The sequence below is a fragment of the Streptomyces sp. NPDC042346 genome, from assembly GCF_055581845.1.
Genome location: NZ_JBVJEH010000002.1, coordinates 615368 through 636741 on the forward strand (window position 1 = coordinate 615368; position 21374 = coordinate 636741).

Genomic DNA, 21374 nt, shown 5'->3' on the forward strand with positions numbered 1-21374 from the left:
CGGTCGGTTTCTAGGCGAGCGGGCGGCACAGCAGGGCGTCGGGGACGCCGCCGTGGTTCCACTTCCAGGTGAAGGCGACACCGGCGACGTACTCGTTGTCGGCGCACTGGCCCTTGTAGTAACCGGGTGCCCAGTCGCTGGCGGTCGAGCCGCCGGTGGCGGGCCGGTTGTCGCCCTTGTCGAACCAGAGCACGCGGTTGGTGGTGGGCAGGGAGGCGGCCGCGGGTGCGCACAGCAGGGCCGACATGGCGCTGCCGCTCACGCTGTAGCCGACCGCGAAGGTGCGGTCGGGGCACTGGCGCTTGTCGTAGCCGCTGGCCCAGTCGCTCCCGGTGACGTACCGCTCGTCGGTCACGACGGTCCAGGGGCCGCTCGCCTTGGCCGGCTGCCCGGCGTCGGTGCACAGTCCGCGGCTGTCGCTGCGGCCGAGGCCGACGAGTCGCTGGGTGTCCGGGCAGTTGGCCTTGCGGTTGCCCGGGGACCAGTCCGGCTTGGCCAGCATGGTGGCGGAGACGTTGTAGTCGGCGTAGTCCAGATTGAGCATGTTCCAGCGCGTGGCGGGGGCGATCCGGCCGGTCCTGCCGGAGGCGCCGACGAGCTTGTTCCAGTCGGTGGCGCGCCAGTCGCCGGCGTCCATGACACCGAGCCGTGTGCCGTTCGCGCTGTAGTTGACCATGGCCCAGTTGTCCTGGGGCGTGCCGTTCGCGTCGGTCCAGCCGACCAGGGGCCAGATGGCGAAGTCGGTGTCGTTCCTCACCAGGATGTCGGTGAAGTTCGTGAACCAGGCGCGTTCCCTGGCGTCGGGCTCCCCGCGGCCGGCGGCGCCGAACTCGCTGATCCACACGGGTGCGGTGAAGTGCTGGCCGGACCGGGTGACGAACAGGGCCTGGTCGTCGACGACCTGGGCGAGCTGTGCCGGCGTGAACTCCTCGTAGCGCGGGTCGTGGGTCTCGCCCGTGCCGGTGGCGCCCGTGTGGTTCGGCCCCGTGTAGCCGTAGAAGTGGGCCGCGTAGACGAGCTTGTCGGAGCGGATCAGGGTGTGGGACAGGGTGGCGACGGGGGTCAGCGTCGGGCGGCCGTGGGGGGTCAGGTCGGTGGGTATGCCCTGCCAGTTGATGCCCTCCATGATGACGAGCATGTCCGGGTCGGCCTGAAGGATCTTGTTGCCGGCCTCCTCCATGGCCTTGTAGAGGTCGTGGTCGTTGCCCCAGCCCCAGTTGGGATCGTTCCAGGTGTCGCGGCGGACCTCGTTGCGCAGGTCGGCTCCGACGACCCGCTTGTCGGCCTGGTAGCGCTTCACCAGGAACACCCAGTCGTCGATCCACTGCTGGGTCGACTGGCCGCTGTTCCAGCGCTCGTTGCCGTCCAGGCCGCAGCAGAAGCGGTAGCTGGTGGTGTGGTTGTTGAGGATGACGGCGAAGCCGTCCGCGGTCAGGGCCCCGACGACGGCGTCGAGCACCTGCAACGGGGTCTTGCCCTTGAGCTGCGGGTTGGCGGCGACGGCCGAGTCCGGGACGACGGTGGTGTCGTGGATCACCGCGTTGGCGAACGGCAGCCGGATGCTGTTCAGGCCCAGGGCGTGGAAGTCGGCCAGGATCCCGGCGATGGGCTTCCTGTCCAGGCCGAGCGGAAGGTTGTGCGACATCTGCCTCGCCTGGTGGTTGGCGACGTCGCCGACGTCACCACTGCCCTGCCAGGTGCCCTGGGCGCCGGCCCAGTTCCCGGACTTGAGCTTGAACCGGTCGCCGTTCGCGTCGACGACGTACCGGTCCCGGGTCGACAGCGGGGCGGTCCAGGAGGCGGCGAGTTGCGGGCCGGTGAGGGGGACGGGCGCCGCGACCGACGCCGCCGCGTCCGGCTGGAGGGGTGCGGCGGCGGCGGGGGCGCCGACGATCAGCGCGGACAGGACGGCCAGGGCCGCGGTCGCGCGTCGGATGAGGGTGCGAGGTGTCACGGGATCTCCTTGCGGAAGGGGTCGTGAGCCTGTTCTTTGTGGTGCGGCGTGAGGGGGCGTGGGCCGTGGGTCAGCCTTTGAGGCCGCTGGTGGCGATGCCTTCGACGATGTAGCGCTGGGCGACGAGGAACATGACGACCAGGGGCGTGATGGTGACGACGGCGCCGGCGAACAGCCCCGGCAGGTTGATGGTCTGCGAGGTGAGGAAGGTGGACAGCGCGATCTGCGCGGTCCAGGCGGACGGATCCTGGCCGATGACCAGCGGCCACAGGAAGGAGTTCCAGCTGTCGATGAAGGACAGCGCTCCTAGCGAGGCCAGCATGGCTCCGGAGCTCGGCAGGGCGATCCGGCCGTACAGGCCCAGCCAGCCGAGGCCGTCGAGCCGTCCGGCCTCTTCGATCTCGGTGGGGAACTGGAGGTAGAAGTTGCGGAACAGCAGGACCGCGAAGGGGTTGAAGAGGCCGGGCACGATGATGCCCCAGAGCGTGTTGACGCCTCCCATGGAGCCGACGACGACGAACGTGGGCACGAAGGTGACCGAGCCGGGGATCATCAGCGTCGCCACCACCAGGGCGAGCAGCACTCCGCGTCCCGGGACGGGGATCCGGGCGAGGGCGTAGCCGGCGGCGGAGGCGAGGAGCGTGGAGACGGGCGCGGTGATGCCGGCGATCAGGAGCGAGTTGCCGAGGGCGCTGCCCATGTTGACGGCGGGGTCGGCGAACAGGTCACTGAAGTTCTCGAAGTGCATGGACGAGGGCCACCACGTCCACTCCGGTGCGGTCAGACTCGGGGAGTCCATCAGCGAGTTGCGGAGCATCAGGTAGAAGGGGGCGAGGAAGGCCGCGGTCAGCAGGCCGATGAGCAGGCCGCGTACGAGGAGGCGCACCGCTCGGGAGAGTCCGGGCAGGGTGGTCACGCGTGTCTCACTCTCCGCTCCTGCCGAAGCCGGTGAACCGACCCTGGATCAGGGTCACTCCGACGATGACGGCGGTGAGCACGAAGGCTCCGGCGGAGCCGAGTCCGTAGTTCTGGCTGCCCATGGCGGTGTTGTAGAGGTGGACCAGCGGGGTCTGTACGGGGGCGGTGCCGGTTCCGGAGAGCCCGCTGTTGAAGAGGTTGTAGAACTCGTCGAAGGCCTGGAAGGCCGCGATGAACAGGAGCATGAGGACGGCGACGGAGGTGTTCCGCAGCATCGGCAGGGTGATCCTGGTGAGGAGCCGTCGGCCGGTGGCGCCGTCGAGTGCGGCGGCCTCGTTGACCTCCTGGGGGATGGCCTGGAGTCCGGCGAGGAAGAGGACCATGTAGAAGCCGACCTGGAGCCAGAGGCGCAGGGTGACGAGGACGACCCAGTAGAGCGGCGGCGAGCTCGACTGCAGCCAGGCCACGGGCTCGGCGCCGAACCAGCCGCCGATCGTGTTGGCGATGCCCGCCGGCAGTCCGTTGAACAGGGACATCTTCCAGAGCAGGGACGCGGCGACGTACGAGACGGCCGCCGGGATGAGGAAGGTCGTGCGCAGCAGGGCGCGGCCCCTGCGGACCCGGTGCACCAGCAGCGCGAGCCCGAGGGAGGCGGCGAAGGTGACCGGGACGATGAAGGCGGTGAACACCAGGATCTGGAGCAGGGAGTCGCGGAACGCCTGGTCGGACAGGAGCGTCCGGTAGTTGTCCAGACCGACCCAGTCGCCGAGGGCGATGGTGCCGCGTGCGTCGCTGAGGCTGAGCAGGAAACTCCAGCCGATGGCGACGTACTTGAAGACGCCGAGCCCGATGAGCGTCGGCGCGGTCAGCACCACGAAGGCGATCCAGCCGGAGCGGCCGACACGGGGCCGGCCGGTGCGTGCCCGGCCGGTGCGGGGGCGGCCGGCCCGGCCGGGGCCCCGCGGGGTGTCCGCGAGGCGCCCGGCCGGTTCGGGCTTCAGCGTGAGGTCGGTCGCGGGATTCATCGGCCGCGCTGCTTGTCTATCTCGCTCTGGGCCTTCTTCACCGCTTCTGCCAGGAGGGCGGCCGGGTCGCCCTGTCCGCCGACGATCTTCGCGGCGGCCGCGTTGAAGGCGCTGCTCACGGCGGTGTCCCAGGTGCCGGGGTAGTGCTTCCCGTACTTCTGGGAGAGCCCCACGGTCTCCTTGGCGGGGCCGGCGGAGAGCTTCTTCGCGGTGGCCGCGACGGAGGTGCGCGGCGGGACGTGGAAGCCGTAGTTCTCGGCGAAGTCCTTCTGCAGGTCGGCCTGTTCGACCCACAGCCACTGGACGAACTTCTTGGCCGCCGCCGTGTTCTTCCCCTTGGCGTTGACGCAGCTGGTCCATCCGCCGACCCGTACGACGGGGGCGCCGCCGGCCTTGAAGGCGGGCCAGGGCACCACGCCGAAGTCGTCGCCGAGCGCCGCCGTGACGGCCGGCATCGACCACAGTCCGCCCCACTGCATGGGCACGACGCCCTGGGTGAGGGCGGCGGGGTCCCACCAGTCGGTGGTGAAGCCGAGGAGCAGCGACTTGTCGTCGTGGAGGCGCTTCAGGCCCGTCAGCGCTTCGAGCGCCTGCGCCGATCCGAAGGCCACCTTGCCGTCGGGGGTCACGAGGTCGCCGCCGTTGGAGAAGACGGCGAGGGTCGCGGAGTCGCCGAGGCCGTCGTTGCCGACGAACAGGCCCTTGTTCTTCTTGGTGGTGAGGGCCTTCGCCGCGGCGACGAGGCCGTCGAAGGTGGTGGGCGGGGTGATGCCGGCCTTCGACAGGACGCTCTTGCGGTAGTAGAGCATCATGACGTCGTCGATCATCTTGACGCCGTAGAGCTTGCCGTCGACGCCGACCGACTCGACGGCGTTCGTGTTGAAGTCGCCCTTGGCGCTGCCGTACACGTCGTCGAGCGCGGCGATCTGGCCCCGGCGGGCGAGGCTCTCGCTGAAGTCGCCGATCTCGAAGACGTCGGGGGCGGCGTCGGTCAGCAGGGTGGCGTTGAGCTTGCCCGCGTAGTCGCCGGGGACCCAGGTCACCTTGACGGCGATGTCCGGGTTGGCCTTGGTGAAGGCGGTGGCGTAGCGGAGGACCGCCTGCTGGGTGCCGGCCTCGCCGTAGGCGTGGTACCAGACGTTGAGGGTGGTCTTCGCCCCGGTGGCGGAACCGCCGGTGGGGTCGGTGCTGCAGGCGGTGGTCAGGATGCTTCCGGCGGCGACGAGCAGCGATCCCGTGAGGAATCCGCGTCGGCTAAGGTCGGTTCTGCGTGCGCTCATGTCCCGTCCTTCTGTGAGGGTGTGTGCGGGGCGGATGTGCTGCCCGGTCGGCGCCTTCGTCCATGCTTGCCGGCAGAGGAGGGCGACGGCCGGGGAGTCGTACGCGTCGGCTGCGGGGTACTTCAGCCGGCGCCGGCCGTGGGAGTGGCCGTGTACTGCGGGAAGAGCGCCTGGATGGCGACGGCGGCGCCGCCGCGGGCCCACTCCTCCCAGGGGAGCGGGCGCAGCGAGAGCGGGCACCGGGATGCCGCGCCGAAGGCCTGTGCGGCGTACGCGTCCTGGATGTGCCGGCCGAGCAGGTCGTAGGTGTCGACGCCTTCGCCGCTGACGACGACCCGCTCGGGGCCGACGAGGTTGACGAGTGCGGCGATGCCGACCCCGATGGCGTGCCCGGCCCGGCGGAAGGCCCCGCCGGCCGCGGGGTGGCCTTCGCGGGCCATGTGGACGACCTCGTCGAACGTGAGGTGCCCGCCCCCGGTGGCGTCGCGGACCGCCGCGAGGATCGCGTCGGTGGAGGCGATGGCCTCGACGCAACCGCGTGCCCCGCACCGGCAGCGCGGACCGGTCGGGTCCACGCAGAGGTGCCCGACCTCCCCCGCGACGCCGTAGGCGCCCCTGAGGAGACGGCCGTTGACGACGAGGGCCGAGCCGATGCCCGCGCCGATGGTGACCAGCGCGAAGTTTCCGGTGCCGATGCCTTCGCCGAACCAGTGTTCCGCGACGGTCAGGGCCCTGACGTCGTTCTCGACCGTGACCGACAGACCGGTGGCAGCGGTGAGCAGTCCGGCGAGCGGGACGTCCCGCCAGCCGAGGAGTCCGGCGTGCCGGAGCACCCCGCTGTCGCGGTCCACGTCGCCGGTGACGGCGACGCCGAGGTGACGCGTACGGTCCCGGAACGCGGGCTCGGTGTCAAGCAGTTCGTCGACCATCTCGGCGACGAGGGGGACGACGACCTCGGGGGTGCACGCGCCGAGCCGTCTGGCGGCCGTGGCCCGGATGCCGGCCCGCAGATCGCATACGGCGGCGAAGAGCCGGTCGGCGGTGATCTTCAGACCGATGAAGTACTCCCGGTCGGCCGCGACCGCGAGCGGGTTCACCGGTCGTCCCGCTCCCGGTGCGGTGCGCTCCGGCGGCAGTTCGTACAGGTAGCCGTCGTCGATGAGGGGCCTGGCCGCCTTGGTGACGGCGGTCGAGGAGAGCCCCGTCCGCCGCGCCAGTTCCACTCTGCTGAGCGGTCCCTCGGCGAGCAGCAGGGCGAGCACCGCCGTCTCGGCGGGCGCGGTGACCAAGGGCTGTGAGTGAGGAGGAAACACGGGAGCAACGTAGAGCAAATAAATAACTTCTTCCAGTATTGATTTACGAGTTGGGCCCGACCTACGCTCGGGCCGCCTCCGTGCCCATCACGTCAGGGGACCCATTCGTGCTCGCCACGCTCCCGCTCGCCACCTTCGATCCCGATCTCCGCCTCGCGCTGCTGCGCACGCCGAACAGCCTGTACGCGCTGCGCGTCGGCGCCGACGGCAGCCCTCGGCACCTGTACTGGGGCGCACCGCTCGACACCCTCACCCTCGCCGCGCTCCCCGAGGCCGTCTCCCCCGCCGCCAGCAGCTTCGAGGCGGACGCCGCCCCCGACGAGCTCGCCCCGCAGACCGGGGCGCGCTTCGGGCCTGCCGGCCTTCAGGTCCGCTTCGCCGACGGAACCCGGGGCACCCAATGGCGCTTCGCCGGTCACGCCGTCGACGGCGGGGAACTCCGGCTGCGCCTCGAAGACCGGCATCGCCCCCTGCGGGCCGAACTGTGCTACCGCGTCCGGACCGACACCGATGTCGTGGAGCGCTGGACGGAGTTGACCCACACCGGAGCCACGGACGGTCCGCCGGATCCGGTCATCGTCGACCGGCTGGACTCGGCGTCCTGGACCGCTCCCCCACTGGCCGACTACCGGCTGAGCCATCTCGTCGGCGGCTGGAACAGCGAGTTCCAGCTCCAGCGCGACCGACTGCCCGTCGCCGAGACCGTCCTGACGAGCCGTCGGGGCATCACCGGCCACCATGCGAGTCCGTGGCTGGCCGTCGACGACGGCACCGCGACCGAGGAGCAGGGCGAGGTGTGGAGCACCGCGCTTGCCTGGAGCGGGAGTTGGCGTGTCACGGTCCACCGGGATCCGGTCGGGCGCACCACCTGGACCGGGGGTTTCGGCCACGAGGGGCTGAGCTGGACCCTGCGGTCGGGTCAGAGCCTTCGCACACCGACGTACGCGGGCCTCTACTCCCCGCACGGCTTCGGCGCCGCCAGCCGCGCCTGGCACCAGTACGTCCGCGGCCATGTGCTGCCGGAGCCCGAGCGGGACAGGCCGGTGCTCTACAACTCCTGGGAGGCCACCGGATTCGACGTCGACGAGGCCGGCCAACTCCGGCTCGCGCGCCTGGCGGCCCGTGTCGGAGCGGAACTCTTCGTGCTGGACGACGGCTGGTTCGGCACGCGCCGCGACGACCGCTCCGGGCTCGGCGACTGGACCCCCCGCCGGGAGGCCTTCCCCGGCGGGCTGCGTCCGCTCGCCGACGAGGTGCACCGCCTGGGCATGGGCTTCGGGCTGTGGGTGGAGCCGGAAATGGTCAACCGGGACAGCGAGTTGTACCGGTCCCATCCGGACTGGGTCGTCCACTCCCCCCGGCTCGACGCGACGGAACTGCGCAACCAGCTGGTGCTGAACTTCGCCAGGCCGGAGGTGGAGGAGTGGGCGCGGCGGACCCTGGACCATCTCGTCCGCGCGTACGACGTCGACTGGCTCAAGTGGGATGCCAACCGGGCGTTCACCGAGGCCGGTTGGGCCGGCCATCCCGACCCTGACCGGCTGTGGATCGACCACACGCGGGCCGTCCACCGGATCATGGACCGGCTCCGCGCCGACCGTCCGGGACTGCGCATCGAGGCGTGCGCGGGCGGCGGCGGGCGCGTCGACCTCGGCATCCTCGCCCGCACCGACCAGGCCTGGACCTCGGACAACACCGACCCGGTCGACCGGATCGAGATCCAGCACGGCTTCGGTCAGCTCTTCCCGGCCCCGGCGATGGCCGCGTGGGTCACCGACAGCCCCAACACCACGACCGGACGGCGGACTCCGCTGCGCTTCCGCTTCCACGTCGCCATGGCGGGGGCGCTGGGGCTCGGCGGGGACCTGACGTCCTGGTCGGACGACGAGCTGGAGGAGACCGCGGCGCTCGTCGCCCAGTACAAGGAGATCCGCCCGCTCGTCCAGCGCGGGCACCAGCACCGGGTCGCCACGGGCGGACCGGTGACGGCCGTCCACTACGCGGCGCGGGACGACAGCGAGCACGCGGTCCTCGTCTGGCGCCCCACGACCCGCTTCGGCCACCCCGCCGACCCGGTGCGGCTGCCGGCCCTCGACCCCGGGGCGTACTACCTCGACCCGGAACTGGACCGCGTGCACAGCGGGGCCGTCCTGGTGGGCCGGGGCATCGACCCGCGGCTTCCGGCCGGGGACTACGCCAGCAGCCTGATCCGGCTCCGCCGCGTCACCCCGTGAGCCACCCCGCCGCTCACCGCGTCACCCCGTGAGCCACCCCGCCGCTCACCGCGTCACCCCGTGAGCCACCCCATCGCCCCCCACCCACCCACGACACTCAGGACCCACCCATGAACACTGCCACGGACAACCCCCGCGTCCTGGTCGTCGGCATCGACGGCGTACGCCTCGATCTGCTCCCCGAACTCGACACCCCCCACCTCGACGGCATCGCCCGTGCGGGCTTCCTGGCACCCGTCGAGGTGGACGCCGCGACACCCACGATGTCCGGCCCGTGCTGGACCACCATCGTCACCGGCGTCGGCGTCGCCAAGCACGGCGTGTGGGGCAACCGCCTCGACGGCAACCGGCTCGACGTCTTCCCCGACTTCACGACCCGCCTCGCCGCCGACTGCGGCCGGCGCACCTTCGCCGTCGGCGGCTGGGCACCGCTCTTCCTCGCCCAGCAGGGCGGCCCGCTCTTCGTCGCCCCCACCCGGCTCGGCTACGTCGCGCCCCGCGAGGACACCCCCGAGGCCTGGGAGGAGGTGGACGACAGGGTGACCGCCGACGCGGAGCACCTCCTCGCCCTGGACGAGGAGCTCCACGCCGGATTCGTCTACCTCGGAGCCGTCGACGAGACCGCCCACTTCCTCGGCTGCGACAAGGAGTACCGCCAGGCGATCGAGGCCGCGGACCGGCGCCTCGGACGGCTCCTCGCCGCCGTGGCCCGCCGGCCCGGTCACGCGGCGGAGCAGTAGACGGTCATCGTGGTGACGGACCACGGCCACCGTGACGAGGGGGGCCACGGGGGCCGCAGTCCGCTGGAGCGCACGGCCTGGATCGCCGCCCGCGGTCCGGGACTGGCCGCCGGCGCGGTGCCGGCGTCCCTCCACCACGCCGACGTCGCCGCGCATGTCTTCACGGCCCTCGGCATCACGCCCGACCTCCACTGGACGCTGGACGGCACCGCCTTCACCTGCCGGGAGGCAGACCGCACCAAGTCCGTCGTTAGTGGGCGTATTCATGGATGACTCCGCCCCCTCGTGAAGACCAATCCGATCAGGAGAGTTCCGGATCGATCAAGATCGGTTCTATAGTTCCGTCGTTCAACCTCCTTCCCCCGTATGCCTGCTCTCGAGAGTCCGGTTGATGTCGGCGTCGCCCACCCCGTTCCGCCCTGCCCTGATCGCCTCGCTGCTGACCCTCGCCGCGGGTGGTGCGCTCGCCGTGGCGGCGACGACCGCGGCGCCGGCCGGGGTCCGCCCCGCGCTCGGCTGGTTCGCCGCGTGCGGAGTCCTGCTGCTGTCCGCCGCGGCCTTCGCCACCACCTGGTACGCGCGCACCGCGCGGACGCTCGGCCGCCGGGCGGAGGTGCTCACCGCCGAACTCGCCTCCCGGGACGCCTACAGCGGCCGGTTCAAGGCCACCGCCGAGCGCGAGGCGGAGGCGCTCACCGAGCGGTACGAGGCGGAGGCCGCCGCCTCGGCGGCCCGGAACACAGCCCGTACCGAGGAGCTCGTACGGTCGCACGCCGCCGAAACGGCGGAGCTCGTCGCGGCGCGGGCGGCCGACGTCGAACGTCTTGAGGGCCGGCTGCGCCGCGCCGAGTCCGCCCGGTCGGCGGCGATGGCCGCCGCCGCCAACGCGGCCGGACGGATGCAGGCGCTGGCCACGAGCATGATGGCCGACCTGCGGGACATGGAGCACCGGCACGCCGACGAGGACGTCCTCACCGACCTCCTCCACCTCGACCACCGCACCGCCCAGGCGGGCAGGCTCGCCGACTCCATCGCCGTGCTGACCGGAGCCCGTTCGGGCCGCCGATGGACGCGCCCGATCGTCATGGAGTCGATCCTGCGCGGCGCCATGGGCCGGATCGGCGGCTACCAGCGGGTGCGCCTGCACTCCGGCAGCGAGGCGGCCGTGACCGGTCACGCCGCCGAGGGCATCATGCACGCCCTCGCCGAACTCCTCGACAACGCGGCGAACTTCTCCCCGCCCAACGCGGAAGTCCACGTGTACGTGGAGGAAGTGCCCGCCGGCCTCGTCATCACCGTCGAGGACGCCGGTCTGGCGATGAGCGACGTGCAGCTGAGGCGCGCGGAAGCCGCCGTCGGCGCCGCGGCCCAGGACCTGGCCGGTCTCTCCGGCACCCGCCTCGGCCTGCACGTCGTCGGCCGGCTGGCGCGCAAGCACGGCCTGACGGTCTCCTTCCGCCCCTCGGCGCGCGGGGGCACCGGCGTCCTGCTGATGGTGCCTCAGGAGCTGATCAGCCGCGCGCCCGAGGAGCGGACCGGCACGCCGGTCGAGCCGACGCCGCCCGTGGTGGGCCGCGCCGTGACCGCCCCGGCCCCCGAGCGGACGCCCGCCGCCGCCACCCCTCCCGTACCCGCGCGCGAAGCGGCGCCGGAGCCGGAGACCGTCCACGACACCGCGGCCCGGCCCGGCACGGACGCGCCGGACGGAATCGTCCTGCCGCGCCGCCGTCGCGGCGAGACCATGGCCGCCCAGCTCAAGGACGGGGAGACGCCCGGCGAGCCCCGCCCGGAGGCTCCGCGCACCGGCCCCGCCGCCGGGACCCCGCCGCGCTTCGGCAGCTTCCACCGGGCCGTCCGCGGCGCGGGAGGCCGGGCGGCCGACGGCGACGGCGACCCCGCCGACACACCCGTACCGTCCGACCAGCAGGACCCGGCGGCCGTACCGCACACGCCGGCGTCCACGAACTCCCCGTATTCGGAAGGCAATCCGCGATGACCGGCACCACCACCGACGAGAAGCTCAGCTGGCTCCTTGAGGGCCTGCTGGAACGCACCCCGGGCACCCGCCACGCCCTGGTGCTGTCCCGCGACGGACTCAAGCTCTGCCGCACCTCCGGGCTCTCCGTCGACCAGGCCGACCAGCTCGCCGCGATCTCCGCGGGCATCCAGAGCCTGTCGCACGGTGCCTCCGTCGAGTTCGGCGACGGCACGGGCGGGGTCCGGTCCGCGATGGCCGAGTTCTACGGCGGCATCCTCTTCATCGTGGAGGCGGGCGACGGCGCCCACCTCGCCCTCGTCGCCGACGAGGACGCCGACGCCGGACTCGTCGGCCACAACATGACGGAACTGGTCGAGCAGCTGGGCGAGCACCTCGTCGCCAGGCCCCGGGGATGAGCCGGGTCAGGCCGGGCCGGGACGACTCGCCCGACCGGCTCTACACCGTCACCGGCGGTCGTACCCGCGCCGGATCGGACGCCTTCGACGTGGTGACGCTGGTCGTCTCCGAGAGCGACCCGGTCCCCGGCATGCAGTCCGAGCACGCCGCGATCCTGCGCATGTGCCGGTTCCCCATGGCGGTGGTCGAGGTGGCGGCCGGACTCGGCCTGCCCGTGTCGATCACGCGGATCCTCCTGGCCGACCTGCACGACACCGGCCGGATCAGCGCACGACACCCCCGGCCCACGTACCGCCTTCCCGATCACGACATCCTGGAGCAGGTGCTCGTTGGACTCCGTAGCCTCTGAAACGCCGCACCGCCAGACCCTGCACAGCACCGCCGACAACGGACTGAAGATCGTCATCGTCGGCGGATTCGGAGTCGGCAAGACCACCCTCGTCCGCTCGGTCAGCGAGATCCGTCCGCTGAACACCGAGGAGACGATGACGCAGGCCGGCGCGCACATCGACGACACCGTCGGCGTCGCCGCGAAGAAGGCCACCACCGTGGCGTTCGACTTCGGCCGGATCTCCCTGGACGCGCGCAACGTCCTGTACCTGTTCGGCGCGCCCGGCCAGGAGAGGTTCTGGTTCCTGTGGGACCGGCTCTTCACCGGCACGCTCGGTGCGGTCGTGCTCGTCGACACCCGGCGGCTCTCCGACTCCTGGTACGCCGTCGACCGGCTCGAACACCACGGCACCCCGTTCGTCGTCGCCTGCAACGACTTCGGCGGACCCGCCCACTCCCCCGCCCAGATCCGCGAGGCCCTCGACCTCGCCGACGAGGTCCCGCTGGTCTTCTGCGACGCCCGGTCGCGCGAGTCCGGCAAGCAGGTCCTCATCTCGCTCGTCGAGCACCTGAAGACCCTCGTCCCCTCGGCCCCGCAGCCGATCCCGCAGCCGATCCCGGAGCCCACCCCGTGACCCACCCCGCGCACCCGCCCGTCCCGCTGAGCGGACCCGCGTTCCAGACCGACCCCGTCGAGCTGTACCGGCAGATCCGGCGCGAGCACGGCGCCGTCGCCCCGGTCGTGCTCGACGGCGACGTGCCCGCCTGGCTGGTCCTCGGCTATCGCGAGCTCCACCAGGTCACCAGCGACCCGGTCCTCTTCTCGCGCGACTCCGAGCTGTGGAACCAGTGGGACGCCATCCCGGCGGACTGGCCGCTCCTGCCCATGATCGGCCGCAAGCAGCCGTCCATCCTCTACACCGTCGGCGAGCGGCACCGCGAACGGGCCGGCGTCATCTCCGACGCCCTGGAGGCCGTCGACCCCTTCGCCCTGAAGGAGCGGGCCGAGCGCTTCGCCGACGAACTCATCGACGGGCTCTGCGGCAAGGGCGCCTGCGACATCATCGCCGAGTACGCGATGCTGCTGCCGGTCCGCGTCCTCGCGAGCATCTACGGCTTCGCCGACGAACAGGGCCCGGCCCTGGTGACCGCCCTGAACGACATGATCAACGGTCAGGCGGGGGCCCTGGAGGGCCAGCGCCACCTGGCCGAGTCCATGGTCGCGCTGCTCACGGCCAAGGCGGCGACGCCCGGCGACGACGTCGCCTCGCGCATGATCGCCAACACCGCCGGATTCACCGCCGAGGAGGTCGCCCAGGACCTCATGGTGATGCTGGCCGCCGGCCACCAGCCCACCGCCGACTGGATCGGGAACTCGCTGCGCCTCATGCTCACCGACGACCGGTTCGCGGCCTCCCTCTCCGGCGGCCGCCACAGCGTCGGCGAGGCGATGAACGAGGTCCTCTGGGAGGACACCCCCACCCAGAACGTCGCCGGCCGGTGGGCCTCCCGCGACACCCACCTCGGCGGACGCCGGATCGGCCGCGGCGACCTGGTCCTGCTGGGTCTGGCCGCCGCCAACTCCGACCCGCACGTACGGGCCGACTCCGGCGCCCTCACCGGCGGCAACAACGCCCATCTCTCCTTCGGGCACGGCGAACACCGCTGCCCCTTCCCCGCACAGGAAGTCGCCGAGACCATCGCCAGGACCGGCATCGAGGTGCTCCTCGACCGCCTGCCCGACGTGGACCTCGCGGTGGCGGAGGACGGCCTCACCCGCCGCCCGTCCCCGTGGCTGCGAGGCCTCACCGCGCTCCCCGTGACGTACACCCCGACCCCCGCCCTTGGAGCCTTCGCATGAGCTGCCCGTACGACCACACCGCCGCGTCCGGCGCCGACGTGATCGTCCTCGACCCCTTCGTCGCCGATCTCGACGCCGAGAGCGCCCGGCTGCGCGAGGCGGGCCCGCTGGCCCGTGTCGTCCTGCCCGGCGGCGTGCCCTGCTGGTCCGTCACCCACCACGCCGAGGCGCGGAAGCTCCTCACCGATCCCCGGCTGGTCAAGGACATCGGCGTCTGGGGCGCCTGGCAGCGCGGCGAGATACCCATGGACTGGCCCCTGATCGGCCTGGCCAACCCCGGCAAGTCCATGCTGACGGTGGACGGCGAGGAGCACCGCCGGCTGCGCACGCTGGTCGCGCAGGCGCTGACGGCGCGCCGGGTGGAGCGGCTGCGTGCGGGCATCGAGGCCCTCACGACGGAGAGCCTCGACCGGCTCGCGGAGCGGCCGGCGGGCGAGGTCGTGGACCTGAAGGCGGAGTTCGCGTATCCGCTGCCGATGAACGTGGTCAGCGAGCTGATGGGGGTCGACAAGGCCGACCACCCCAAGATGAAGGCCCTGTTCGACAAGTTCTTCTCGACGCAGACGCCGCCGGAGGAGGTGCCGCAGATGATGGCGGACCTCGGTGCGCTCTTCTCGGGGATCGTGGCGGCGCGGACCGAGCAGCCCGGCGACGACCTCACCAGCGCGCTGATCGAGGCCGCGGAGGGCGGCGACCGGCTCAGCACGGAGGAGATCACCAACACCCTCCAGCTGATGGTGGCCGCCGGTCACGAGACGACGATCAGCCTGATCGTGAACGCGGTCGTCGCCCTGGAGACCCACCCCGAGCAGCGCGCCCTGGTACTGAAGGGCGAGGTGCCGTGGGAGAACGTGATCGAGGAGACCCTGCGCTGGTCGACGCCCACGTCGCACGTACTGATCCGGTTCGCGAGCGAGGACATCGAGGTCGGCGACCGGGTCCTGCCCAAGGGTGACGCGCTGATCGTGTCGTTCGGCGCGATCGGCCGGGACGAGGCCCAGCACGGGACGACGGCCGGCGCGTTCGACGTGACCCGTACGCCCAACCGGCACATCGCCTTCGGCCACGGTCCGCACGTGTGCCCGGGGGCGGCGCTGTCCCGGCTCGAAGCGTCGGTGGCGCTGCCCGCGCTGTACGCGCGGTTCCCGGAGCTGCGGCTCGCCGTGCCGCGCGAAGAGCTGCGGAACAAGCCGGTCGTGACGCAGAACGATCTGTTCGACCTGCCGGTGTTCCTGGCCTGACCCGGCCCGGGCTTCCTCCTGTCGGGCGGGCCGCGGCCGGCCCGACAGGAGGGGTGATCTGGTGTCCAAGGGGGGACTTGAACCCCCACGCCCGATAAAGGGCACTAGCACCTCAAGCTAGCGCGTCTGCCATTCCGCCACTTGGACCAGGTGTGTGTCGTGACGCGGAGTGACCCCCGCGGCGACAGAGATCAATCTACCAGGCCTCCGGCGTGCTCTTCACCCACGTTTCCCGAGGTCAGCGCCGTACGGCCACACACCCATGCGATTACTCCACGTCACGACCGCGCTGCGTGAAGTGACGGAGAGTGCTTCACTGGCGGTATGCCTTTCGCTCACTACGGCATGCTCGCGGGAACCCTCTACCGGCACTACCGCGACCAGCCCGACAACCAGGGCCGCTGGTTCCACATGAACCTGGAGGTGGACGCCCCCGACGGGCGCTACCACTGCGCCGTCGACGTCGACAGCCACAAGTCCAACGTGGGCGTGCAGTGGAAGACCTTCACCGTGGACGCCGCCGCGCTCGGACCCGCCGTGGCGTTCGCGCCCGGCTATCACGACCTCGCGCCCACGCCGGAGTCCGGCGCCCTGGACTACCTGCGCCATCCGGAGCTGGTGGACCGCACCGGTGTCCTCTTCGAGCGCCGGCCGCCGTCCTGGCTGGGGGAGCTCCTGGACCTGCTCGGCTCGCGGCCGTGGCATGCCGGGTCGAACGTCGACGCCGCCGCCGCGCTGGAGGCGGTACTGGTGCCGGGGCAGCGGGTCCTCGTCTTCGGCGAGCCGTTCACCGACGACCTCGAAGGCGACCTCGGGATGCACAACATCCACCAGAACCAGGGCGATCCGGTGGGCTCCCAGTGGTGGGCGGAGAACGGGATCTGGCAGGACGGGGCGACGGTCGCCCGGCGCGACGACGGCCGGTACGACGTCTTCCTGAACAAGTTCTCCAGCCAGGCAGGGCGCACGGACGGCGGGGGCCATCCCGTCGGGTGACCCCCACCGCCCCGCCCCGGCAGGTCCTGGGGCGGGTTCGCCGGACAGTCCCTAGCGGACCCGCTCGGGCGTCCTCGCCGTGATCAGCAGTCCCGCGAGGAGGCTCGCGAGCAGCAGGAGGCCGGCCGCGCACCACAGGGCGACGGAGTATCCGCCGAGCACCGCCGCGTCCGCCTGCTCGACGACCTCGGCCAGCGATTCCGGCAGACCGTGCCGACGGAGCAGGACCCCGTCCTTCGCCGCCTCTGCCAGGGGTTCGGGAAGCCCGGGCACGTCGCTCAGCCGGGCCGTGATCGCCCAGGCGAGCACGGCTCCCAGCAGCGGCGAGGCGATCCAGCCACCGAGGTGGTGGGCGGTGAGGACCATCGCCGCCGCCCCGCCCGCGTGTTCGCGGGGCGTCCCGCCCGTCGCGGTCGCGAGGAGCGGCCCGGAGGCCAGACCGAGGCCGAGACCGACGAGGAGGAGGCCCGGCAGTACGTCGCCGGTGTACGAGCCGTCGCCGTCGAGGCCCGTCAGGAGCGCGAGGCCGGCCGCCGCGAGCAGCAGGCCGGGGACGATCAGGTACCGGGGCGCCAGGCGGTACTGGAGGCGGGCGGAGATCTGGGTGGAGCCGAGCAGGACAGCGCCCGCCAGAGGCAGCAGGGCCATGCCGAACTCGCCCGGGGCGTAACCGAGACCGTCCAGCAGATACCCCTGGAGGATCAGGAACAGGACCAGCGTGCTCGTGCCCGCGAGGACGAGCGCGAGGAGCGAGCCGACGCCCTGCCGGTCCGTGACGACGGACGCCGGGACGAGCGGGGAGCCCATCCGCGTCTGTGACCACACGAAGGCGCCGAACAGCACGGCGCCGCCCACGAGGAGGGCCACGGCAAGGGGGTCGGACCAGCCGCCCGCGCCGGAGCCCGGGGTTCCGGCGACCCTGTCCAGGCCGTAGACGAGGACGGCGACCGCGCCGCTGCCGAGCAGCACGCCCGGCGCGTCGAAACGGACGGGAGGACGGGTCGAGCGGTCGTGCGTCAGACGGCTCGCGACGAGCGCCACCACCCCGGCCAGCGCGGAGGCGGCGTACAGGCACGCGCGCCAGCCCAGACCTTCGACGAGCCGGCCGCTCGTGAACGCACCGATCGCGAGACCGCCGACGACGGTCACGGCGTAGAGCCCGAAGGCCCTGCCGCGCTCCTTCGGATCGGTGAACCCGCCGGCCACGAGGGCGAGGGCGGCGGACGAGAGCAGCGCGGCGAACACGCCCTGGACGGCATGGGCACCGGTGAGCATCCCGGCCGAGCTCGCCAAGCCGCCGGACGCGGTGGCCACGGCATATCCGGCCAGGCCGATCAGCAACGCCCTTTTGCGGCCGAGGAGATCGGTGAGGTGCCCGCCGAGGAGCAGCAGACCGCCGAAGGCCAGCGCGTAGGCGAGGAGGATCGTTCTCAGGCCGTCCGAGGAGAGGCCCAGGTCGCTCTGGACGGACGGGGCCGCCGCGCTCGCGGTCGCCCCGCCGATCACCACCAGGAGCTGCGCCGACACCGCCGCCGCGAGTCCCCACCACCGCCTCGGGGACGGTCCCGGCGGGTCGAGAGGGAGGGCGGGGGGCGCCCAGGCCCCCGGTACGAGGGCCTGGGGCGGCCCGAACCCGGGGGGAGCCTGGTGGTGGGCGTCCACCGGGGTCGTCGGCGTGTAGGCGGGCGGCCGGGGCGGCGCCGGTGGCGCGGCGGTCCCGGACTGGGCCGGGATCCGCGGATCCACGGGCGCGTCCCGCGGTTCGGGGGCGAAGTCGAGCAACAGGGCCGCGTGCCGTCCGAGTTGCGCGAGCACGGAGCCGGGCAGCCACTCGTCGGCCCGGTCCGGCCCCGTGAGGGCGGCCACCTCGGCGGGGGTCGGCCGGCGCGCCGGGTCCTTCTGCAGGCACGCGCGGACGAGGTCGACGAGCGACTCGGGTACGCCGGTCAGGTCCGGCTCCTCCTCCGCGACGCGGAAGAGGTGGGCGTTCAGTCCGGTCTCCGCGGCACCGAAGAGGAGGCGGCCGGTGGCGGCGTACACGAGGACGGCACCCAGGCAGAACACGTCGCTGGCCGGGGTGAGTTCGAGGCCGCGCACCTGCTCGGGCGACATGAAGCCGGGCGAGCCGATCAGCGTGCCGGTGCGGGTGTGCAGGCTGTCCCCGGTGAGGCTGTCCATGGCCCGCGCGATGCCGAAGTCGATCACGCGCGGTCCGTCGACCGTCACGAGCACGTTGGACGGCTTGAGGTCCCGGTGGATCAGGCCCGCCCCGTGCACGGACCGGAGGGCGACCGCGAGGCGGTGGGCGAGGGTGCGGACCGCGTCCTCGGGCAGCGGCCCGAAGTCCCTGGCGACCACGGTGGCCAGGTCGGGTCCGGGGATGTACTGGGTGGCCACCCAGGGCACGGGCGCGTCGGTGTCGGCGTCGAGGACGGCCGCGGTCCACTCCCCTCCGACCCGTCGCGCCGCCTCCACCTCGCGCGCGAACCGCCTGCGGAACTCGGGGTGCCGGGCGTGCTCGGCCTGCACCACCTTCACGGCGACCGTCCGCCCGGCTTCCGACCGTCCGAGGTACACCAGGCCCATGCCGCCCGCCCCGAGACGGGCGATGAGCCGGTAGGGACCTATGCGCGTCGGATCTTCGGTGATCAACTGTTCCACGTCAGTAACATAGTTGAGCCGACCGACGCCCGGCACGAGATCGCCGCGAACGGCCGGAGGTCACCCGCGGCGCGACCTCCGTCGTGCGGCGGCCGCCGCACGACGACAAGGACGGAAGACCCGCATGCGATCCCTCCCCGAGCCGGCCGGCGCAGCGGAGGGCGCTCCGCTGCCGCGCCCCGTCTTCGACGCCCACCTCCACATCGTGGACCCGCGCTTCCCGCTGATCGCGAACGACGGCTATCTGCCGCCCGCCTTCACCGTCGAGCAGTACCGCGAGCGGGTCGCCGGGCTGTCCGTGCGCGGCGGCGCGGTCGTCTCGGGCTCCTTCCAGGGCTTCGGCCAGGAATATCTCCGCGACGCCCTCGCCGCGCTCGGTCCCGCCTTCGTCGGCGTCACGCAGGTCCCGGCCGGGGTGACGGACGAGGAGATCGCCGATCTCGACGCCGCGGGCGTGCGCGCGGTCCGCTTCAACGTCCGCCGCGGCGGATCGGCCGGCCTCGACGACCTGGACCGCCTCGCCCGCCGCGTCCACGACGTCGCCGGCTGGCACACCGAGCTGTACATCGACGCCCGCGACCTGCCGGACCTGGCCGCGACCCTGGCCGCTCTGCCCGCCGTGAGCATCGACCACCTCGGCCTGCACCACGACGGCCTCCCCCACCTGCTGGCCCTGGTCGAACGGGGCGTGAAGGTCAAGGCGACGGGGTTCGGGCGCGTCGACCTCGACCCCGCCGAGACCATGGCGGCCGTCCTGAAGGCCGACCCCACCGCCCTCATGGTGGGCACGGACCTGCCCTCGACCCGGGCCCGCCGCCCGTTCACGGACGACGACCTCGCGCTCGTCGCCCGGACCGTCGGCGAGGAGCACGTCGACGCCGTGCTGTGGGACAACGCCGCCGCGTTCTACCGCGTGCCCGCCGTCCCGGGTCCCAGGTCCCTGCCGCGCGGGGGATGATGGGGAGGGAACGACGGAACACCAGGTCAGGAGCGTGCATGGCGAAGCGGGTTCACCAGCCCCGTGAGGACGCGGAGTTCGATTTCATCCTCCGGATGAGCGGAGTCCCGGTCCTCGCCTACTTCACCGGGACATGGCCCAAGGCGATCGAGCCCTGCCGGGCGATGGACCTCGTCGTGGGCGCCATCGCCGACGAGTACACGGGCCGCGTGACGGCCGTCCGTACCGACATCACCCGCTGTCCGGCCGCGACCGAGCGGTACGGGGTCACCGGCGCCCCGTCCTGCGTCGTCCTGAAGGACGGGGAGCCGGTGGCGCACGCCACGGGACCCATGAGCAGCAGCGAGCTCCGGGAGCTCCTGGACGGCCACCTCTGAGACGGGCCCCGGAGCGCCGAGACGGGTCCTGGGCCGCCTCGGCCGTGGGGGTGCCGCCTATCGGCGCGGAGTGCTGTCGCGGACGACCGGGTCCGCCGGGAGCAGCAGTCCGCTCGTCGGGGCGGCGGCGGGGTCCTCGACGGCGGTGATCAGGCGGTCGACGAGGGCGTGGGCGATGCGGGACAGCGGTAGGCGGACGCTGGTGAGGGCGGGCTGGAGCACCGTACAGAGCGGCATGTCGTTGAAGCCGGTGACGGCGACGTCGGCGCCGACCGTGAGGCCGGCGGCCCGGACGGCCTGGTAGGCGGTGAGGGCGAGCCAGTCGTTCGCGCAGACCAGGGCGGTCGGGCGGTCGGGTCCGACGAGCAGGCGCCGCACCGCGTGGGAGAGCGCGGCCGGGTCGTCGTCGGGAACGCCGACCTCGAAGGCGCCGTCCGGGGCGGCGGCCGCGGCCTGGAGCAGGCCGGCCCTGCGGTCGGCGAGCCAGGGCAGGGAGGCCGCGGAGTTGACGTAACAGATCCTGCGGTGGCCCTGTTCGAGGAGGTGGCCGACCAGGGCGGCGGTGGCGCCGGCGGAGTCGATGTCCACCCAGTTCTGCGGACGCCCCGGGGCCGTACGGCCGAAGGCGGCGAACGGGAAGCCGGCCTCGGCGAGCACGTCGACGCGGGGGTCGTCGTGGATGACGTCGGAGAGGACGAACCCGTCGACCTGGCGGGCCGCGATCAGCCCGTTGAAGGACTTGGCGACCGCTCCGGCGCCCTGCTGGGGGTCGCAGCGGAACAGCAGGATGCGGTGGCCGACCGCGTCGGCGGCGCTCACCAGGGCCTGGAGGAAGCCGCCCATCAGGGGGTTGGGGTCGGCGGGGTTGTCGGCGGGTGCGGGATAGCCGATGACCTTGCGGGTGCCGGTGCGCAGGCTGCGGGCGGACTGGTCGGGCTGGTAGCCGAGCTCTTCGATGGCGGCGGTGACCCGGGCGAGGGTGGTGGCGCGCAGCCGGTGGGGGGCGTTGAGGGCGTTCGAGACGGTCTGGCGGGAGACGCCCGCCGTGCGGGCGACGTCCTCGATGGTCACCTGTCGAGCGGTCATCGTTC

19 protein-coding genes and 1 tRNA gene are annotated in these 21374 nt (G+C 72.6%); 12 read left to right on the forward strand and 8 right to left on the reverse strand.

Annotated elements, in window-relative coordinates; all coding sequences use genetic code 11:
* Nucleotides 1-10: 10 nt before the first annotated feature.
* The 5 genes from ACZ6K0_RS11455 to ACZ6K0_RS11475 form a co-directional block, all read right to left on the reverse strand.
* A complete protein-coding gene (locus ACZ6K0_RS11455) occupies nucleotides 11-1954 on the reverse strand; it encodes a glycoside hydrolase family 5 protein (protein ID WP_469231699.1) in 1944 nt (647 codons plus the stop codon).
* 70 nt (nucleotides 1955-2024) lie between these two features.
* Nucleotides 2025-2870: a carbohydrate ABC transporter permease gene (locus ACZ6K0_RS11460; protein WP_376398518.1), complete on the reverse strand. Its 846-nt coding sequence runs from the start codon at nucleotides 2868-2870 to the stop codon at nucleotides 2025-2027.
* Between the two features lie 7 nt (nucleotides 2871-2877).
* A complete protein-coding gene (locus ACZ6K0_RS11465; RefSeq protein ID WP_469231702.1) occupies nucleotides 2878-3897 on the reverse strand; it encodes a carbohydrate ABC transporter permease in 1020 nt (339 codons plus the stop codon).
* Nucleotides 3894-5177, reverse strand: a complete 1284-nt coding sequence (locus tag ACZ6K0_RS11470) for an ABC transporter substrate-binding protein (RefSeq protein WP_469231704.1) — start codon at nucleotides 5175-5177, stop codon at nucleotides 3894-3896. Before ACZ6K0_RS11470 ends, ACZ6K0_RS11465 begins: the two co-directional genes overlap by 4 nt.
* Before the next feature lie 122 nt (nucleotides 5178-5299).
* The gene (locus ACZ6K0_RS11475; RefSeq protein ID WP_376398526.1) at nucleotides 5300-6466 is read right to left on the reverse strand and encodes an ROK family protein; all 1167 of its coding nucleotides are present in this window, start codon (nucleotides 6464-6466) and stop codon (nucleotides 5300-5302) included.
* A 131-nt stretch (nucleotides 6467-6597) separates the two neighbouring features.
* Here ACZ6K0_RS11475 and ACZ6K0_RS11480 point away from each other — a divergent pair, with 131 nt between their 5' ends.
* The 9 genes from ACZ6K0_RS11480 to ACZ6K0_RS11520 all read left to right on the forward strand — a co-directional run bounded on the left by ACZ6K0_RS11480 (nucleotide 6598) and on the right by ACZ6K0_RS11520 (nucleotide 15291).
* The gene (locus ACZ6K0_RS11480) at nucleotides 6598-8724 is read left to right on the forward strand and encodes an alpha-galactosidase (protein WP_469231705.1); all 2127 of its coding nucleotides are present in this window, start codon (nucleotides 6598-6600) and stop codon (nucleotides 8722-8724) included.
* Nucleotides 8725-8834: 110 nt separating this feature from the next.
* Nucleotides 8835-9464, forward strand: coding sequence for an alkaline phosphatase family protein (locus tag ACZ6K0_RS11485; RefSeq protein ID WP_469575771.1), 630 nt, complete (start codon nucleotides 8835-8837; stop codon nucleotides 9462-9464).
* Nucleotides 9465-9473: 9 nt separating this feature from the next.
* Nucleotides 9474-9737 (forward strand): hypothetical protein, encoded by a 264-nt coding sequence (locus ACZ6K0_RS11490; protein WP_469575774.1) that lies wholly within the window; start codon nucleotides 9474-9476, stop codon nucleotides 9735-9737.
* A 118-nt stretch (nucleotides 9738-9855) separates the two neighbouring features.
* Nucleotides 9856-11460, forward strand: coding sequence for a sensor histidine kinase (locus ACZ6K0_RS11495; protein ID WP_469231708.1), 1605 nt, complete (start codon nucleotides 9856-9858; stop codon nucleotides 11458-11460).
* Entirely contained in the window at nucleotides 11457-11858 is a 402-nt protein-coding gene (locus ACZ6K0_RS11500) for a roadblock/LC7 domain-containing protein (RefSeq protein ID WP_376398539.1), read from the forward strand. Before ACZ6K0_RS11495 ends, ACZ6K0_RS11500 begins: the two co-directional genes overlap by 4 nt.
* Nucleotides 11855-12208 (forward strand): DUF742 domain-containing protein, encoded by a 354-nt coding sequence (locus ACZ6K0_RS11505; RefSeq protein WP_376398542.1) that lies wholly within the window; start codon nucleotides 11855-11857, stop codon nucleotides 12206-12208. The genes ACZ6K0_RS11500 and ACZ6K0_RS11505 overlap by 4 nt, the downstream gene beginning before the upstream one ends.
* Complete coding sequence (locus ACZ6K0_RS11510; protein ID WP_376398545.1) at nucleotides 12189-12824, forward strand: GTP-binding protein; 636 nt, start codon at nucleotides 12189-12191, stop codon at nucleotides 12822-12824. Before ACZ6K0_RS11505 ends, ACZ6K0_RS11510 begins: the two co-directional genes overlap by 20 nt.
* Nucleotides 12821-14050: a cytochrome P450 gene (locus tag ACZ6K0_RS11515; RefSeq protein WP_469231709.1), complete on the forward strand. Its 1230-nt coding sequence runs from the start codon at nucleotides 12821-12823 to the stop codon at nucleotides 14048-14050. The genes ACZ6K0_RS11510 and ACZ6K0_RS11515 overlap by 4 nt, the downstream gene beginning before the upstream one ends.
* Nucleotides 14047-15291, forward strand: a complete 1245-nt coding sequence (locus ACZ6K0_RS11520; RefSeq protein WP_469231711.1) for a cytochrome P450 family protein — start codon at nucleotides 14047-14049, stop codon at nucleotides 15289-15291. The genes ACZ6K0_RS11515 and ACZ6K0_RS11520 overlap by 4 nt, the downstream gene beginning before the upstream one ends.
* 59 nt (nucleotides 15292-15350) lie before the next feature.
* On the opposite strand, the gene ACZ6K0_RS11525 is transcribed toward ACZ6K0_RS11520, so the two are convergent.
* Nucleotides 15351-15438 (reverse strand) — tRNA-Leu (locus tag ACZ6K0_RS11525).
* A gap of 177 nt (nucleotides 15439-15615) precedes the next feature.
* On the opposite strand from ACZ6K0_RS11525, the gene ACZ6K0_RS11530 reads away from it, so the two are divergent.
* Nucleotides 15616-16287: a DUF2278 family protein gene (locus tag ACZ6K0_RS11530; RefSeq protein WP_469231712.1), complete on the forward strand. Its 672-nt coding sequence runs from the start codon at nucleotides 15616-15618 to the stop codon at nucleotides 16285-16287.
* A gap of 51 nt (nucleotides 16288-16338) precedes the next feature.
* On the opposite strand, the gene ACZ6K0_RS11535 is transcribed toward ACZ6K0_RS11530, so the two are convergent.
* Nucleotides 16339-18948, reverse strand: a complete 2610-nt coding sequence (locus tag ACZ6K0_RS11535; protein ID WP_469231714.1) for an MFS transporter — start codon at nucleotides 18946-18948, stop codon at nucleotides 16339-16341.
* Between the two features lie 124 nt (nucleotides 18949-19072).
* On the opposite strand from ACZ6K0_RS11535, the gene ACZ6K0_RS11540 reads away from it, so the two are divergent.
* Together ACZ6K0_RS11540 and ACZ6K0_RS11545 are read left to right on the forward strand one after the other, a co-directional pair.
* Complete coding sequence (locus tag ACZ6K0_RS11540) at nucleotides 19073-19906, forward strand: amidohydrolase family protein (RefSeq protein ID WP_469231716.1); 834 nt, start codon at nucleotides 19073-19075, stop codon at nucleotides 19904-19906.
* A 38-nt stretch (nucleotides 19907-19944) separates the two neighbouring features.
* A complete protein-coding gene (locus ACZ6K0_RS11545) occupies nucleotides 19945-20283 on the forward strand; it encodes a thioredoxin family protein (protein ID WP_469231717.1) in 339 nt (112 codons plus the stop codon).
* Between the two features lie 57 nt (nucleotides 20284-20340).
* Here ACZ6K0_RS11545 and ACZ6K0_RS11550 read toward each other — a convergent pair whose 3' ends face one another.
* The gene (locus ACZ6K0_RS11550) at nucleotides 20341-21369 is read right to left on the reverse strand and encodes a LacI family DNA-binding transcriptional regulator (RefSeq protein ID WP_376398566.1); all 1029 of its coding nucleotides are present in this window, start codon (nucleotides 21367-21369) and stop codon (nucleotides 20341-20343) included.
* Between the last annotated feature and the right edge of the window lie 5 nt (nucleotides 21370-21374).